At 49.6% G+C, this 15850-nt stretch carries 11 protein-coding genes; 8 read left to right on the forward strand and 3 right to left on the reverse strand.

Annotated elements, in window-relative coordinates; genetic code table 11:
* The first annotated feature begins 15 nt into the window (after positions 1-15).
* The 3 genes from WJM45_RS00895 to WJM45_RS00905 are packed head-to-tail and all read left to right on the forward strand — an operon-like array spanning position 16 to position 4866.
* On the forward strand, positions 16-2598 hold the full coding sequence (locus tag WJM45_RS00895) for a DUF2309 domain-containing protein (RefSeq protein ID WP_341327128.1): 2583 nt from the start codon (positions 16-18) through the stop codon (positions 2596-2598).
* Complete coding sequence (gene cysD / locus WJM45_RS00900) at positions 2591-3544, forward strand: sulfate adenylyltransferase subunit CysD (protein WP_341327129.1); 954 nt, start codon at positions 2591-2593, stop codon at positions 3542-3544. Before WJM45_RS00895 ends, cysD begins: the two co-directional genes overlap by 8 nt.
* On the forward strand, positions 3544-4866 hold the full coding sequence (locus WJM45_RS00905) for a GTP-binding protein (protein ID WP_341327130.1): 1323 nt from the start codon (positions 3544-3546) through the stop codon (positions 4864-4866). Before cysD ends, WJM45_RS00905 begins: the two co-directional genes overlap by 1 nt.
* Before the next feature lie 364 nt (positions 4867-5230).
* On the opposite strand, the gene WJM45_RS00910 is transcribed toward WJM45_RS00905, so the two are convergent.
* The gene (locus tag WJM45_RS00910) at positions 5231-6385 is read right to left on the reverse strand and encodes a right-handed parallel beta-helix repeat-containing protein (RefSeq protein WP_341327131.1); all 1155 of its coding nucleotides are present in this window, start codon (positions 6383-6385) and stop codon (positions 5231-5233) included.
* A 324-nt stretch (positions 6386-6709) separates the two neighbouring features.
* Between WJM45_RS00910 and aqpZ the strand changes: the two genes are divergently transcribed.
* Together aqpZ and WJM45_RS00920 are read left to right on the forward strand one after the other, a co-directional pair.
* Positions 6710-7450: an aquaporin Z gene (gene aqpZ, locus WJM45_RS00915; RefSeq protein ID WP_341327132.1), complete on the forward strand. Its 741-nt coding sequence runs from the start codon at positions 6710-6712 to the stop codon at positions 7448-7450.
* A 707-nt stretch (positions 7451-8157) separates the two neighbouring features.
* Positions 8158-8394, forward strand: a complete 237-nt coding sequence (locus tag WJM45_RS00920) for a DUF1732 domain-containing protein (RefSeq protein ID WP_341327133.1) — start codon at positions 8158-8160, stop codon at positions 8392-8394.
* 82 nt (positions 8395-8476) lie between these two features.
* On the opposite strand, the gene WJM45_RS00925 is transcribed toward WJM45_RS00920, so the two are convergent.
* Positions 8477-8929, reverse strand: a complete 453-nt coding sequence (locus WJM45_RS00925) for a hypothetical protein (RefSeq protein ID WP_341327134.1) — start codon at positions 8927-8929, stop codon at positions 8477-8479.
* A 697-nt stretch (positions 8930-9626) separates the two neighbouring features.
* Between WJM45_RS00925 and WJM45_RS00930 the strand changes: the two genes are divergently transcribed.
* Positions 9627-11291, forward strand: coding sequence for a toll/interleukin-1 receptor domain-containing protein (locus WJM45_RS00930; protein WP_341327135.1), 1665 nt, complete (start codon positions 9627-9629; stop codon positions 11289-11291).
* Between the two features lie 30 nt (positions 11292-11321).
* Here WJM45_RS00930 and WJM45_RS00935 read toward each other — a convergent pair whose 3' ends face one another.
* Positions 11322-11753 (reverse strand): transposase, encoded by a 432-nt coding sequence (locus WJM45_RS00935; protein ID WP_341327136.1) that lies wholly within the window; start codon positions 11751-11753, stop codon positions 11322-11324.
* A gap of 199 nt (positions 11754-11952) precedes the next feature.
* Between WJM45_RS00935 and WJM45_RS00940 the strand changes: the two genes are divergently transcribed.
* Together WJM45_RS00940 and WJM45_RS00945 are read left to right on the forward strand one after the other, a co-directional pair.
* The gene (locus tag WJM45_RS00940) at positions 11953-14481 is read left to right on the forward strand and encodes a DUF2339 domain-containing protein (protein ID WP_341327137.1); all 2529 of its coding nucleotides are present in this window, start codon (positions 11953-11955) and stop codon (positions 14479-14481) included.
* Complete coding sequence (locus WJM45_RS00945) at positions 14478-15845, forward strand: hypothetical protein (RefSeq protein WP_341327138.1); 1368 nt, start codon at positions 14478-14480, stop codon at positions 15843-15845. Before WJM45_RS00940 ends, WJM45_RS00945 begins: the two co-directional genes overlap by 4 nt.
* The last annotated feature ends 5 nt before the right edge of the window (positions 15846-15850 follow it).

Here is a 15850-nt window from a genome sequence, read left to right on the forward strand (position 1 = left end):
TCGGAGCATGCTGTGATGAAAAATATAAACGTGTTATCCCAAAGTGCCGATTTCGCCCTGAACGAATCCTTTAACGGGAAACAAGCGGCCGTTCGTCCGCAAATTCTATCGGCGGCGGCAACCGCGTGCTCTTATGTGCCGCCCCTCTGGCCTTTGAAGCAATTCGTTGCGGTCAATCCATTCCTCGGCTTGTTGCCGCAACATTTTTCTCAGGCCAATGCCTTCATGAGCCGGGCGGCGCACAAGGATTTACTGATGCCGGCGGATTTTTACGTGAATCAACTCGCCGCCGGGCGTATCGCCGATGCCGATCTGGCTAAAGCGTTGGCCCTATTCGACAAGAACGGTGAATTCGGGTCGGTCGATGACGTCAAGGCCCGCTTATGTTCGATGCCGAACGAGGCGCACGCCGGCAAGCATGCCATACATACGGTTGCCGATTTGATCGATTCGGAACTGGGGACCGACTGGACTGCATTCGTCATCGATGAAATTTCGAAATGGTGTGCGGCCTATTTCGACGAGGGTCAATCGTCCTGGCGCATGCCTTGGTCTTCGCTGCCGTTATTCGAAGCTTGGAAGCAAGCCGCGAGCATTGATCGCAATGCGGAAATTCACGGCATCAAAGGATTTCGCGACTTCGTTCGCACGTTGCCGGACGAGCCATTGCAGGCAATTGATTTCGTATTGCGGAGTATTCACGTTTCCGAAGCGAACCTGACGGATTTTTTTCACCGGCAATTGCTGACGGTCGGCGGCTGGAGCGCCTATATTCAATACCGAGTTCGGGAATCCGGCATGCAAGGTCATGACGACGATACGCTGCTGCATTTGCTTGCGATCAGACTGGTTTGGGACCGGGCTCTCCAAATGAACTACTACGAAAAATTACCGGCCTTGGATAATGTCATCGAGATCGAGCCGACCGAACCGGGCGTTTCGGAAAAATTGAGACTGCTGATGCAACAAGCTTATGAAATCGGTATTCAACGAAAGCTTGTCGACAAATTAACGTCGCCCGACAAGCTTAAAGCGCAACCTCTCCCTAAAGCCATTAAGAACAAAGCGGTTCAAGCCGTTTTCTGTATCGATGTCCGCTCCGAGGTTTACCGCAGAGCTCTGGAGACCGCATCGCCAAGAATCGAAACCTTCGGCTTTGCAGGCTTTTTCGGCTTCCCAATCGAATATATACGCTTAGGCCATCAACACGGTGCCGCGCATTGCCCGGTCTTGTTAACGCCGAAATACCGCATCCGCGAAAGCCTTATCAATGCGACGGTCGAAGAGTTAAGCGATGCTCTTAATAAGCGTTGGTCCATTAAACGCTTCAATAAAATATGGAAATCGTTCAAGACATCGGCCGTATCATGCTATTCCTATGTCGAAATCGCAGGCTTGGCATTCGGCGTCAAACTGCTGACCGACAGTTTCGGTCTGACCCGGACCGTCACGAAGCCGGGCACCGAAGGCTTGAACGCAACTTCGGTGCTCCGTCTCGGCCCTCAAATCACTCGCCAACGCGGACGCCTGGTAGCGACCGGCAAAGTCGTCGAAACCGGTCTACGTTTGACCGATAAGGTCGAATTAGCCAAAAACGCCTTGCGCGGCATGGGTTTGACTTCGGATTTCGCTCGACTGGTTTTGCTGTGCGGACATGGCAGTACGACAGTCAACAATCCCTATGCCGCAGGCCTCGATTGCGGAGCATGCGGCGGTCATAGCGGCGAAGCGAATGCCCGTGTTGCAGCGGCGATACTCAATGATGTATCGGTCAGAGCGGGCTTGGCAAGCCAAGGCATCGACATTCCGCCCGATACTTGGTTTCTGGCAGGGCTTCATGACACGACGACCGACGAACTGCGTCTGTTCGATCTCGATTATCTGCCTTCCGGATACGAAAAAGACATTGCCTGCCTTCAAGAATGGTTGTCCGACGCATCCGAATTGGCGAGAACCGAACGTTCCGTTCTACTGGGCATTGGCGAGACTCATTCCCAAAAGATCGAAAAGCATATTACGGCGCGCAGCCGGGATTGGTCGCAGGTGCGTCCGGAATGGGGCCTGGCCGGTAATGCGGCCTTCATCGCCGCACCCAGGGAAAGAACCCGTCAGGTAAAGCTTAACGGAAGAGTCTTTTTGCATAATTACGATTTCAAACAAGACTCGGATGGTTCTATTTTAGAATTGATCATGACGGCGCCTTTGGTCGTCGCGAGCTGGATCAACCTGCAGTATTACGCATCGACGGTCGATAACCGTCTGTTCGGCAGCGGCAACAAGGTCCTTCATAACGTGGTCGGCACGATCGGCGTACTCGAAGGTAACGGCGGCGATCTACGGGCCGGCTTGCCCTGGCAATCGCTGCATGACGGCTGCAAATTCGTGCACGAACCGGTCCGCTTGAGTGTCTTCATCGAAGCGCCCAGATCGGCAATAGATTCGGTCATAGTCAAACACGAAACCGTCAGACAATTGACCGATAATCAATGGCTTCATTTGTTCAGTATCGAAAACGACGGTGACTGTTACTTCAGATACCTGGGGCAAAACCGTTGGGAACAGGAAAACGAAAGCAGCGAAGAGGTTTGTCATGTTTAAATCGAATCGATATGAAAGAGCAGACGCAGGATGCGTACAAACGACTTCGGATGCACAGCGCCATTTGGACTGGCTCGAATCGGAAGCGATGTTCATTTTGCGGGAGGTCGCGGCCGAATTCAAAAACCCCGTCTTGCTTTTCTCCGGCGGCAAGGATTCGGCGGTACTGTTGCATCTGGCTTACAAAGCTTTTCATCCCGAAAAGATCGGATTCGTATTGCTGCACATCGATACCGGCCATAATTACGGCGAAGTCATCGAATACCGCGACCGCATCGCAGAGCACTACGCCTGTTCGCTGCACGTCCGCAGCGTCGAGGATTCGATCCGGCGCGGTACCGTGCGTTTGCGTGATCCCCTCGAATCGCGTAACGCCCATCAATCGGTGACGCTGCTCGAAGCGATCGAAGAACTGGCGTTCGACGTTTGTTTGGGCGGAGCGAGACGCGACGAGGAAAAAGCCAGGGCCAAAGAGCGCATCTTCAGTCTGCGCGACGAATTCGGTCAATGGGACCCGAAAAATCAACGCCCGGAACTTTGGATGTTGTTCAATACGCGGATTCGCCCCGGCGAGCACATGAGAGTCTTTCCCCTTTCGAATTGGACCGAGCTCGATATCTGGCAATATATCGAGCGTGAAGGCGTCGAATTACCGCCGCTCTATTTCGCTCACGACCGCACCGTGGTCCGGCGCGGCGAGATCTTGGCTCCGGTGACCGAAATCACACCGGCGAAACCGGGTGAGACAACCGAAACGGTACGCTGCCGGTTCAGAACCGTCGGAGACATTTCATGCACCGCGCCGGTCGAATCGACAGCGGTCACGATAGACGAAATCATCGCCGAAATCCGATCGTGCCGAATCACCGAACGCGGCGCGACGCGGCTCGACGATCGGGCCTCGGAGGCTGCGATGGAACAACGTAAAAAAGAAGGGTATTTCTGATGAACGCGCCACTGACTCAAAACCCGACTGCATCGGCAAGCGGCAACACCGCGAAAAACTCACTACGTTTCATTACCGCGGGCAGCGTCGACGACGGCAAGAGCTCGCTGATCGGACGGCTGCTTTACGACACGCAAAGCATTCATAGCGACCAAATAACAGCGATACAACAAACATCCGCTAAGCGCGGTTTGAGCGAACTGGATTTATCGTTGCTGACCGACGGTCTGCAAGCCGAACGCGAACAAGGCATCACGATCGATATCGCTTACCGTTATTTCAACACCGAACAGCGTAAATTCATCATCGGCGATGCGCCTGGACACGAGCAATATACGCGGAACATGGTCACGGCGGCATCGACGGCGGACCTAGCGATATTGTTGGTCGACGCGCGTAAAGGCGTCGTGACGCAAACGCGTCGTCACACATATCTGGCTCATCTGTTGGGCGTCAACGAGATCGTGCTGGCCGTCAATAAAATGGATCTGGTCGACTGGCGTCAAGGCGTCTATGAGGCGATTCGGGACGATTATCTGGCATTCGCCGCCTCCCTTGGCATCGAGCAAATTTGCACACTGCCGATCTGCGCATTGAAAGGCGACAACATCGTGCAGGCTAGCCGATCGATGAATTGGTACGATGGGCCGACATTGATCGACTATTTGAATCGTGTTTCCGCACACCGCGATAGGTCAGAAAATCCGTTGCGTTTTCCGGTGCAGCGGGTCGCACGAGTGAAGCTCGGAAACGGTTCATCAATAGAAAACGATGACTTCAACACAGAGTTTCGCGGTTATCAAGGCACATTGGCATCAGGAATGCTGGTAGTTGGCGATGAAGTACTAGCATTGCCGTCCGGACTCGCGGCAAAAATAAAATCGGTTAAGCTGGCCAACCAATCTCTACCGCACGCGACTCCCGATCTCTCTATTGTCGTTGAATTAGATAGAGAGATCGATATATCGCGAGGAGACATGCTGGTCGCTAAGAACGATCTGCCGGAGACGGTGCGTGAAATTCATGCCGATATTTGCTGGCTTTCCGAAGAACCGCTGAACACTCGGCGCAAATATCTTATCAAGCATACGACGCGCACGGTCCGTTGTCTGTTTTCAGGCTTGCAATATCGAGTGGATGTGAATACGTTGCAAAAACATCTAAAACCGAGCGACATCGTGATGAATGATATCGTCAGAGTCGAACTGAAGCTACAACAACCGCTGTTTGTCGATCATTATGCGGAAAACCGCGTTACCGGCAGTTTCATTATCATCGACGAAGCCACTCATGCTACTGTCGCGGCAGGCGTGATCGCCTAAAGGGACGAGAGTATTTTGGAAGTATTCCGTTCAGTTTTAATTAGCTCATCAATAGTGCTAGTAATCCTGTAGGTAGTTCTATTGTCTCTAGTTGATTATGTTTAGTAATTTTGACGCGAGTGTCTTGCTTTAGTGACCAGCCATCTTTAAGTCGGTTCTTTTAGGAGTTTTATTAGACGATTTGGCCTATACCGCAGGTAGCGACGGTTTTCGCGATCTTCGTGTTAAGGATCGAAACGGCGCCGGGTTGAATTATTAATTAAACCTGAATCCTTTTTGCACCGAGGATATATTGTCTAAAGAGCCTCGTTTTCGGGAAAGAGGCTTAAGTCGTTTGCAAGAACAGGTCTATGTCTTGACGGTTCTATAATCCACCGTCAAATGCAAAAGCGCCGATATCGATCGGGTCTCGTTTCCGCCGCGCTTCTCGATTCAGCGGATGGCGATATTGAAATTCCGGATGAAGCGAAACGCCGCTAGAACTCATGCCCGGAGCGGTGCCTCTTCTTATCGCCGGAGAGCCGGGCAAAAGACGATAATCGAAAGCGTCACGATCGACAAAACCGCCATCCTTAATCGTCAGGTTGTGGCGTTGCCGCCCGGAGCCTTGCAACGGAATAACGTTATCGACCAGTAAATTATTGATCGAGACCACTTCGACGTTTGCGTGATTATGAATGAACACGCCGCGGCTGCGATCGTTGACGAAAGTGTTGTTCACCGCATAGAGATTTTGATCTGAATTGCCCCGGCTGTATTCTCCGGCATAGGCAATGGCCGTCCAATTATCAGAGCGGGGGCTTTGCCGCAGCACATTGCCGATAATGAAAGCATCGCCGCCGTTCGGTAGGTCGATCAAATAACTCGACGCGCCGTGCTCGTCGGAAATGCGGTTGTAAAGCAGATAATTTTCCCGCGCCCGCGATTTAACGTTATGACCGGTTACGGCATCATGGATGTAACAATTACGCAGCGTAAAGCGTCGAATAGCGCCGATATAAATGTTGTGCCCCAACTTGCCGTGACGACGAAAATCGACCGTATTGTCATTGAACTCGGAACCTTCGATCAAAATATCGCTAAGCGGATTCGAGCCGGTCAAAATCCCCATTTGGTTATCATGAAAATGCGCATTGCGAACCGTCAAATGCGTTCCTTCAAAGCGTATGCCTGCCCCATTCAAACTCGCCACAGCCGCGCCGGAAAATTCGATATTCTCGACAACGACATTATTACCTTTGATGACCCAAATGGCTTTGCCTTCGGCGGATTTTCCAAAAGCCTGAAGATGCGCCCGCCCGCCGGAGCTGCGTAATGTCAAACGATGCTGCCGCCAAACCGTGACATCGCCCGAATAGATGCCGGCATCGATGTTTACGGTATCTCCGTTCTTGGCGATTCTTGCCGCATCGCTGGGTTGCTTCAAGATTCGCTCGGGGCCGACCGACAACGTGGCGCTCACGCTTTTGGCTGGGCAACTGAGCAGTAAGGCAGAGATGGCCGGAATAAATATTTTCATAATGTTTTCAATTTGGTAAATGACGGCGCGTCCGTCCGCTGTGATTGAAGTTTAATCCAAGAACTTAAAGAACGTAGTAAACCCACGAACGTGCGAAATCGATCTGTCGATTTATCCGAAGAAGAGTTGAGCATAGGAGCATCATCAATGATATTACTCGGGTATGTTTCAATACAATTTGCTACCTCTCTAACATAAACTTTGCTATATTTCTTCTAACCAGTTCACAGAGGAGAGCATTCCGCGCCCAGTATCTTACATGTAGCATTTGGACTTATAACAATACCAACAATAAGCTTTTAAGCAGTCCGGGGAGATTTAATCATGACACTATCAAAAAAATTAGGCGCCGAATTTATCGGTACATTTTGGCTGGTTCTCGGCGGTTGCGGGAGCGCCGTACTTGCCGCGGCTTTTCCCGAAGTAGGCATCGGTCTTACCGGCGTTTCCTTTGCTTTCGGTTTAACAGTATTGACCATGGCCTATGCCATCGGTCATATTTCAGGCTGTCACCTAAATCCCGCCGTTTCGATCGGCCTGTGGTCCGGCGGACGCTTCTCGGCTGGCGAACTCGGGCCTTATATAGCCGCGCAAGTGTTAGGCGGCATTACCGGAGCGGTCGTGCTTTATATTATCGCGACAGGTAAAGCGGGATTCGATGTAAGCGGCGGATTTGCATCGAACGGGTATGGAGAGCATTCGCCCGGAGGTTATAGTTTGACGTCTGCATTGACTACAGAAGTAGTCATGACTTTCATGTTTTTGATCATCATTCTCGGTGCAACCGATAAACGGGCGCCGGCTGGTTTTGCTCCGATAGCCATCGGGCTGGGTCTCACGCTCATCCATCTAATCAGCATTCCGGTTACGAATACCTCGGTTAATCCGGCTCGTAGTACCGCAGTCGCTATTTTCGTAGGCGACTGGGCGGTCGCACAACTCTGGTTGTTCTGGATTGCTCCTATCGTTGGCGCCAGTCTTGCGGGATTGTTCTACCGCTGGCTCGGGAGCGAAAAAACCGCCGATTCTGAAGATAAGTCGTGGGTTGAATTGCCGGAAGTTTGAATCAATACATAAAACAAAAAGGTTCCGTAAAGGACATGGAGTGCCAAGGATGGCAGAGTTTCTATCACATGTCGATGCCGGCAACGCTGTTCCCTCCTTCTAACAGGCGATCTATTGTCAGTCATCAAGGCGACATTTCCGCCGTTTCGTAAATACTCGAAGTGAGCGAAAAAAGAGCGAAGAAGGTCATGTGCGTGATCAGTCGCACCGTGATTGCCCCGCTTATCGACACCTCAATTTAAAAATGCCGTGCGGGAATTGGCGAGTGAGGTCGTGGTGTTTACCGCAGCTGATCCGGAGATCGCACGCAACGTATTTCGAGAGCTTTTGATGGAAATCGCGCGGGTTCAGTATTACCATCCGAAGAAGCCCAGAAAATGCTATCCTCGTGTATTCCGTAAACCCATCAATAAATGGCAGCAGGGTAAATCAAAACGGATCGCTGATGCTTAAGTCAACAGCAAGGGCGTAGGGCCTCCGCCGTGAGATAGAAACAGGGCTTTGGGTTTTTGTTTGATCATTTCTCCAGAATGAATGGGCATTAAATTATCTCAATACGGCAGTTGGTTTAGTGCATGGAGAGGTAAGGCGGCTCATCCTAACATTTCGACTGTATCAAAAGTGCATTGAAACCTTCGGGGCGGTTTGATTGATCTCCCCCGAATCAGCTGTCGAAGATGATCTGGTTCGCCTTGAAGCATGCATCAATGAAGTATTGCGAATTCTCAACGGTTGACCGGCGTAAGGATTTTTTTATGAAGGAAATAAACCGAGAATCCAACACGTTCGGCTCGCAGTCGGCCGACGAGGAACTGACCGCCACTTCGATCGCGCCCAAAGTACTGATGGAGCAAATGCACGAGCGAGTGCAGAATTATGAAAACTGTTTTTGCCGCACATTTGGATATTCGTACCAATATTTTTTACTCTGGCTTGGGCAATAGTTAAGTGCTTTTAATGCGATATTTTTTCCGTAAGGCGCCCATTCCCGCGAGGCTGAAGCCTAATAATGTTAGCGTTGCCGGCTCATGCACGTCGGTAAAGGTTACCTGCAATGATTGAAGATCCACCGAATATTCGATCCAATAGATAATTTGGACCTGATGTGTAGTCGCCTGTTTCAATACGCCCCGTCATTAAGGTTATTTGAGAAATATCAAAAAAAGCGGGCAGTAGCGTATTTGATAAAAAATCCAATGGCTCAGAGCCGTCTTTGATAGACAGCCAGTGATAAGCCTTGCTGTCTTCGTATGGAAAAGACAAGCCACGCCTAATCTCAAATAAGATTTCATCTACATTTGAGCCGCCGGATTCAGGTCGATCATTCCGAACTTTGATAAAATCAGGCTGTTCATCTCCGGATATCCAAGCCCAGGCGCCAATCTGCGCGGTCAACAAATCAGTGCTGGGGACTTCATAAAGAGTTTCGTAAGGGGGAAAAGCGTCATAGCTCCATACTGCTTGGTTAGGAATATGCACAAAATAACTTCTACAATTAGCAGGCTTTGCGGAGGTTCGGTGACTCGCTTGACAAGACACCGTGAACCCAGCACCTAAATTATTCGAGATAGTTATCATAGCCAAAGGGCTATGGAATTTAGGTGCTGGGTGAATACGTCCGTGTAGGCTTGACGGCGGCTATCCCTGCCTCCGACACCTGCCAATCGAGCCACCGAACCCCCTCAACAGTTGTCTAAATTGTTTCATGCTCGTTCATTAGTATCGCAACGAAATGTTCCCGTAACGCTATTGCCTACATCCAGGTTAAATTCTTCGGTGCGGCTGCTCCACGATGGATTGTAATATACGCCAGTCGCAGTGCAGGTATAAGTCGCTGAAATAATTGCGCGTTTGACTGGCCATTCGGTTGCTAAGGATGCTAAGTCGGGGGAGACGTTCGAGCAGGCGCTGCAGTGGAAGCCGCGTTTGGCTAAGATTAAACGGAAGTTGAAGCAATTGGACTTATATATTATAAATTGTGCAATAAAATAAAATATTTTTTATAGCTAATGAAAATTAGCATTTCATGTCCTCCGGGGTCGGGGTTTGTTCAACATCCGATTGGATGAGCCTCGGCGGCTTTCTTAATTGAAAGCCAAATTTAGGCGGGTTGGTTAGGCCAACTCGCCTTCTTCGCTTTAGCGAGTTTGTTTCCTTACCGAGAGGTAATAATAAAATGTTTATTACGTTGCAGTTGCCTTTCGTTGATTTAAGAAGATTTCTTCAATACCCTCCAGAATTTGTACCTGTTAGATTTCTTGATCAGGAACCGTCTAGAGATGATTTCGAGAAGATAGCAAAGGAAAATTACGTTCGTTGCTTTGGTTCTTTTCAATTGAGAGGTTTTTTTCCAAAATTCAAGCAAGCTAGCAACACAGAATGCGAAAACGAAAAAATATTACCTCCAGACGAAGAGCAATGGGGTTCGCTTTTGAATTTATGGCAGGATGAATATCTTTATGCATCCACCCGCAAAGGTTTACGCTTTGATAGACTTGAAAAACAAGAGCTTCTTGGTGGGAAGTTGCGTTATCCGCGGGCGAAAATAAGGGCTTTACGTTTTTCCCCATTTAAACCATCGCATAGTTTATGGTCTCCATGCATGCGCATTGAAATAGGGATTTTATACTCCGTACCTAGTTCAATAACTGGAGATGAATTGGTTGATGCCCTTAGTGAGTTTGTGAAGTTGAAAGTCAAGGTGCCTACTTATAAAAGGGATGGTGCCGGTCGCAATGCTAAAATTGAAGGTCCAATATTTCAAAATAAGCCGCTGGTTGAGCAACAGGAAGCATTAGCAAGGCTAATAGTTAATGGAACTACTGCACAACATGTGTTGAGAGTCCATGAAAAGATGGTAAGTTCAGGAAGCCCATTGCTTACAGTACATTATTTTCCTGACGAACTTTCAAGCTTGCCTAAAAGCTTTAATTCTTTGCCCAAACGCTTAACGAGAAATGTGGGTATTGGGTATCACTCACTCAAGGAGCCTCGAATTGGTGCTTGGTTGTTTGAGCTTCCGTATGATGGTATGAAGAAAAAAACGGCATCAAAAAAAAGGGAGATTATTCGGAATAATACTATTGCAATTATGCGATATTGGTCTGAATTGCAAGCGGTTATTGCATTGCGAAGTTCCGTTTTAAAAGGTGATTTTAGCTTTAGCTTAAAAGAAAATGATCAGTTAAACAATTACGTCAATAAGGCAACAAAGTTTCTTCTATCGAAGGATTGGCACGGAGGACAATTAGATATTATCCGTAATATTATGAGAGCACACCAATTAGCTCTTCCAGAGGACAAACAAGCTGATATAAACGATTCTCTTAGACATTTCAAAAGACAAATAGCTATAAAGCTTGAAAATATTTCAGCAGCTAGCCCTCCAAAAGTATTTGTCTGCTACAGCCATGTTGATAGCCAGTTTTTGAGTGTTATACAAAGCGCATTTTCTCCATTTTTGAAAGAGGAGATGGTATCTTATTTCGATGATACTTATATAAGTCCTAGTGATGAATGGGAGGCAAGAATAAGATATGCCATCAAGAACGCCTCGGTTGTTGTGCTGATGGTGAGTGAGCATTTTTTTAGTTCTGATTATATTCAGATAATCGAAATGTCCAATATTATTGATCTTCATAAAAGGCAAAAGCTTAAAATTATTCCTGTTTTGGTTAAAGGGGCTGTGCCAGAGAAGGGATACCTTAGTAATATTCAGTTTGTAAATCCAAAACATCCGCTATTTACAGCCTCTCAAGAAGATATTCAAGAAATAATGAAATCTCTCGTAAAAGAAGTGTTCTACGACTCAAATAGGGATAAGTTCAATAATATAGAATAAAATTGGCTCTTCCGTATTTCTTCCCAATATCTAGTGTTCCGGAAAGGAGGTCCGGCGCCCCTGAACATCCAGCCAAATATGCTGGAACAATCGGCCCAGGTTATAGATACCGTAGCAGCGACGCTTTATCACTTTGATCTTATTGTTCAGCCCTTCAACAAAGCCGCTGGTTTCACGCCGGATGAAATAGTTGGTGATGTGATCACGCCAGTTGCTCAAGGTAGTCACAAAGGGCGAGAAACAATCCAGTCCCAATTCCGTAATCCTGTCCAGCCACTGCGTTAACGCCTGTTCGGCCTGTGCTTGGGTCAGGTCCTTTTCAAAAATACCGGTCAGGACTTCCCGTTGTACATAGACTTCTTTCAGTATCGGCGCCTGCCGGAATAACGATAATAAAACGACTTGCTGTTCTTCACCCAGGTTGTTCCAAGGCTTTCGAAAAGCCCACATGGCGCCTTTCAATTGGGAGGAAAAGGGGTCGAAAAAAGGGGAAAAAAGGGGTCAGGTTGAATTATTAATTTATCTTAACCCCATTTACTATTTTTACTGATCCCTTTTAAACCTTCAGGATGTTAACATCATTCTTGTTTGATCCAATGTCGTTAACGGCTATGCTTTAGCGATTAACCCATTTTAATGTCGGTTTATCGGGAGCTTTAGCGTGGACGATTTTTTTGGATTTATCGTACTGGTTTTGATACTGGTGCCGGGAGCTATGCTGCTCATGCTTGTGGTGCTGATGACGCGGCAAAATCGTTACCGGGATGAAATCGGCCGGTCGCTCGATCAATTGGCGGATAAGCTGGACGAGCAGGGCGTTAGGCTCGATAAATTGCTGCAGCGTTTTGCCGAGCCGGTCGGGCGAGTACCGCAAGCCGATCGTATCGAGCCGGAGGTGGCAGCAGTGCCGGCCCCCGAGTCTTTCGGTTCGAGGCTTACCGAAACCGTTCAGGCAACAGATGAACCGGAGGCGGTAATAATCTCCGAGCCGGCTCCGGAAACGGCTTCAATAGATCCTTGGCGGGGTAGCGTTCGGCAAGCTACAGAACCCAGCCGCTTCGAACTGGCCGCGAAGCAAATCCTCCGGGAAATCTGGAATTGGATCATCGTCGGCGAAGGGAATCGGCCGCAGGGCGTGTCGGTCGAGTATGCGGTTGCCAGTAATTGGTTGTTGCGCATCGGCATTATCATTTTGGTAACCGGCATCGGCTTTTTTCTTAAATATTCTATCGATAACGAATTGCTCGGCGAACATGCGCGAGTCGGTCTGGCGGTTTTGGCCGGTGTTGGGATGATCGTTGGGGGCGTGCGTCTGGCCTTCGGTAAGTATCATTTGTTCAGCCAAGGTCTACTCGGCGGTGGAATCGCAGTACTGTATTTCAGCGTGTTCGCCGCGTTCAGTTTTTACCGGTTAGTGGAGATGTATCCGGCATTCGCGTTGATGATCTTGGTGACCTCGTGTGCCGCGACGTTGGCGATTCGCTTGAACTCTGTGCTGGTAGCGATTTTCGCGATCGTCGGCGGTTATTGTACGCCGATTCTGCTGTCTACCGGCGAGGTCAATTTTGTCGGATTGTTTAGTTACATGCTGTTGCTGGGTATCGGTCTGCTTGCGATCAACGGCTATAAGCAGTGGCATTTACTGAACTTTTTGTGCTTTTTCTTCAATTATTTGATGTTCTTCAGTGCATTGAATCAATACGAGACGGCTTATTTTCCGCAAGTCATGCCGTTTCTGATCGCATTTTTCGTTTTGTTTTCGACGATGGTCTTTTTGTTCTGCCTGGTCCGCCGGGTCAAGTCGACGCTATTGGATGTGTTGGCCTTGATCGTCAATGTCGCGATTTTTTTTCTGACCGCGCGTTATCTCATTCTCGATGCCTACGGCAATCTCGAAGTGGCCTGGGTTACGATTGCGCTGGCGGCTTTTTATATCGGCCATGTCTATTACTGCCTGGCGCGCGATGTGCGAGATCGGGAGTTGATGCTCGGTTTTATAGGACTTGCGGCGTTTTTTGTCACGATTACCTTGCCGCTGCTGCTCTCCGATCAATGGATTACCGTCAGTTGGTCGGTGCAGGCCCTGATTATGCTGTGGATGGCGGGCAAGATGCGTACCGCGTTTTTGCGGCAGGTCGCATTTTTGCTGTATTTCATCGTGTTGGGACGCTTTTGTTTCATCGACTTGCCCGGTCAATACGGCGCGCCTATCGGGCGTGAGCAAGTCTTCGGCGATTTCTTGCGCGGCTTGCTGGAGCGGTTAATCAGCTTCGGTATTCCGATCGGCTCGCTGGCTTTGGCCTTCAAGCTGATTGAAAAACCGGCACCGGCACCGGCACCGGCATCGGCGCTGACTTGCCGCGAAGAAAATGATGTGCCGCTGTGGTTAAAGGATAACCGGTCGATGCAAGCCTTCGTGATAATGGCTGTCGCTCTGCTTTTTATCGTGCTGCAATTGGAGTTATACCGCAGTTTCGGCTATTTATATCCGCCGCTGCAATTGCCGGTGCTGACGCTGGTGTGGTTGGCCTTGGGTTTGCTGTTGCTGCTGAGGTATTTATCCGAATCCGGCGCCTGGTTGCTGAATGGCTTGAAGCTATGCTTGGCCGCGGTTTTGGCTAAACTGCTGCTGTTCGATTTGCCGTCGTGGGGATTGGCTCTGGATTATGTCGCCACCGACGACAAGGTATGGACTATGCGTTACGGCGGGGCTTATTCGTTTCAATCGGCGTTGATGCGGTTGTTGGATTTTGCCGCGATCATCGGTTTTTTCGCGTTTGCATTCCGGCGGCTGTCGGCGAACGGAGAAACCGGGGATATTCGGCGATGGTCGGTCGGTGCGGCGCTGGTGCTGTTGTTCGTGTTTCTGAGTCTGGAAATCAATTCGGCGCTGCATCAATACATTCCCGGTTTGCGATCCGGGGGCGTGTCGATTCTCTGGTCGCTGTTTGCACTGACGCTGGTCATTACCGGTATCAAGCGTCGTATTTCGGTGTTCCGGCTGATTGGCTTGGCTTTGTTCGCGCTGGTGGCTTGGAAAGTCTTTTTTATCGATCTGGCCCGGCTGGAGCAGATTTACCGAATCATTGCCTTTATCGTATTGGGCCTGCTGGCCTTGAGCGGCGCGTTTGCCTATATGCGCTATCAGCAAGCTTTCACCGCTAATACTTCGGACGAGAAAACGACATGATCGCAAAAATTTTGTTATTCGCTGGACTATTGAGCGCCACGGCATGGGCATCCGATCTCACGGATTACCGGTTCAGCCGTTCGGTTATTTGGCAGGATGGCGACCAACAAAGCCTGCTCGGCGTGACTTTGGACGAATCGATCTATAACGCAGCCGGCGACGATTATCGAGACCTTCGCATCAAGGATCGAAACGGCGTCGAAATACCTTATTTAGTGCAAAAAATCGCCGGCAGTAAGACAGTCGTCAGTCGGCATGCCATCGACAGTGCAATCGAGTCCTTCAACAAAATCGGCGAAGAGGGTATTATCGTTACGGCTAAATTGGACAAGGGCGCAGTCAACGCCGACGGTTTGACGATCGTGACCCAGCAGCGGGATTTCGAATACGCGCTACAAATTCACGGCTCCGCCGACGGCCTCGAGTGGCACCTGTTGGTCGAGAATGCGCCGATCTACGATTATTCGCGTTATATCGCGGTCGATCAGCGGGACGTCGAATTACCGGCCAATCAGTATCGGCATTTTAAAATTACCGTGGACAAGGCGGCTCAAACTCATCTTGCCAATCTGACGGAACTGACTCGATTGCTGGAAGACGGCGAAGAGCTGCAACGATCTGAACGGCGCGGTCTGCATTATGAAGCGTTGCGTATCGAGCGCATCGATTTTTGGCATAAACAGACCGAAACCGTACCGGAAGACGCAAAATCGTTCGATTATGCGGTCGAGGATTTTACGGTCCGACAAGACGACGAGCTTAAAGCGACAGTGATCGACATCCAAACGCGGCGCCAACCGTTGACCGGTTTTGCGGTTAAAACCGGTACGCTCAATTTCAGCCGTAGCGCGGAAGTGCAAATTTCTCTGCAACACGGCATCGAATGCCGCTGGCAAACGATCGGCAGCGCCATACTGGAAGCGTTGAATTTTCAGGATATCAGCCACGAGCAAAGCCAAATCGGTTTTTCCGAACAGCGTCGGGCGAATTACCGCATCGTGATTCATAATCAAGACAGTCCGCCACTGGGTATTACCGGTGTCAACGGTGTTGGCAACGGTTATCGTTTGCTATTACTTAGCGAGCCCGGTAACCGCTATCGACTCTACTATGGGAATGACAAGGCCGAATCGGCCCGTTATGATACCGCGCCGATTCGGGAGTTGTTGCGCCGAGGTTACCCGGGCATCGCCGCCGAACTGGACGCGGAAGTCGCCTCCGAAGCGATTGATCTGCCGCCGGATATGAGCGAGTTATTGAACAGCCGATGGTTTCTAGTCGGAGCGATAGGCATCATGTTGGCGGTACTAGCCTGGAGCTTGTACCGTGTTGGTAAACGGGTCGGCGAGTTGCCGAAATCATAAGCGCG

The organism is Methylotuvimicrobium sp. KM2 (assembly GCF_038051925.1).
In the GTDB taxonomy this organism is placed as follows: domain Bacteria; phylum Pseudomonadota; class Gammaproteobacteria; order Methylococcales; family Methylomonadaceae; genus Methylotuvimicrobium.

Coding starts and splice junctions, on each gene's coding strand:
- aqpZ (WP_341327132.1), top strand. CDS start 6,710: ATGACACTATCAAAAAAATTAGGCGCCGAATTTATCGGTACATTTTGG.
- WJM45_RS00910 (WP_341327131.1), bottom strand. CDS start 6,385: ATGAAAATATTTATTCCGGCCATCTCTGCCTTACTGCTCAGTTGCCCA.
- WJM45_RS00945 (WP_341327138.1), top strand. CDS start 14,478: ATGATCGCAAAAATTTTGTTATTCGCTGGACTATTGAGCGCCACGGCA.
- WJM45_RS00920 (WP_341327133.1), top strand. CDS start 8,158: ATGAAGTATTGCGAATTCTCAACGGTTGACCGGCGTAAGGATTTTTTT.
- WJM45_RS00905 (WP_341327130.1), top strand. CDS start 3,544: ATGAACGCGCCACTGACTCAAAACCCGACTGCATCGGCAAGCGGCAAC.
- WJM45_RS00930 (WP_341327135.1), top strand. CDS start 9,627: ATGTTTATTACGTTGCAGTTGCCTTTCGTTGATTTAAGAAGATTTCTT.
- WJM45_RS00895 (WP_341327128.1), top strand. CDS start 16: ATGAAAAATATAAACGTGTTATCCCAAAGTGCCGATTTCGCCCTGAAC.
- cysD (WP_341327129.1), top strand. CDS start 2,591: ATGTTTAAATCGAATCGATATGAAAGAGCAGACGCAGGATGCGTACAA.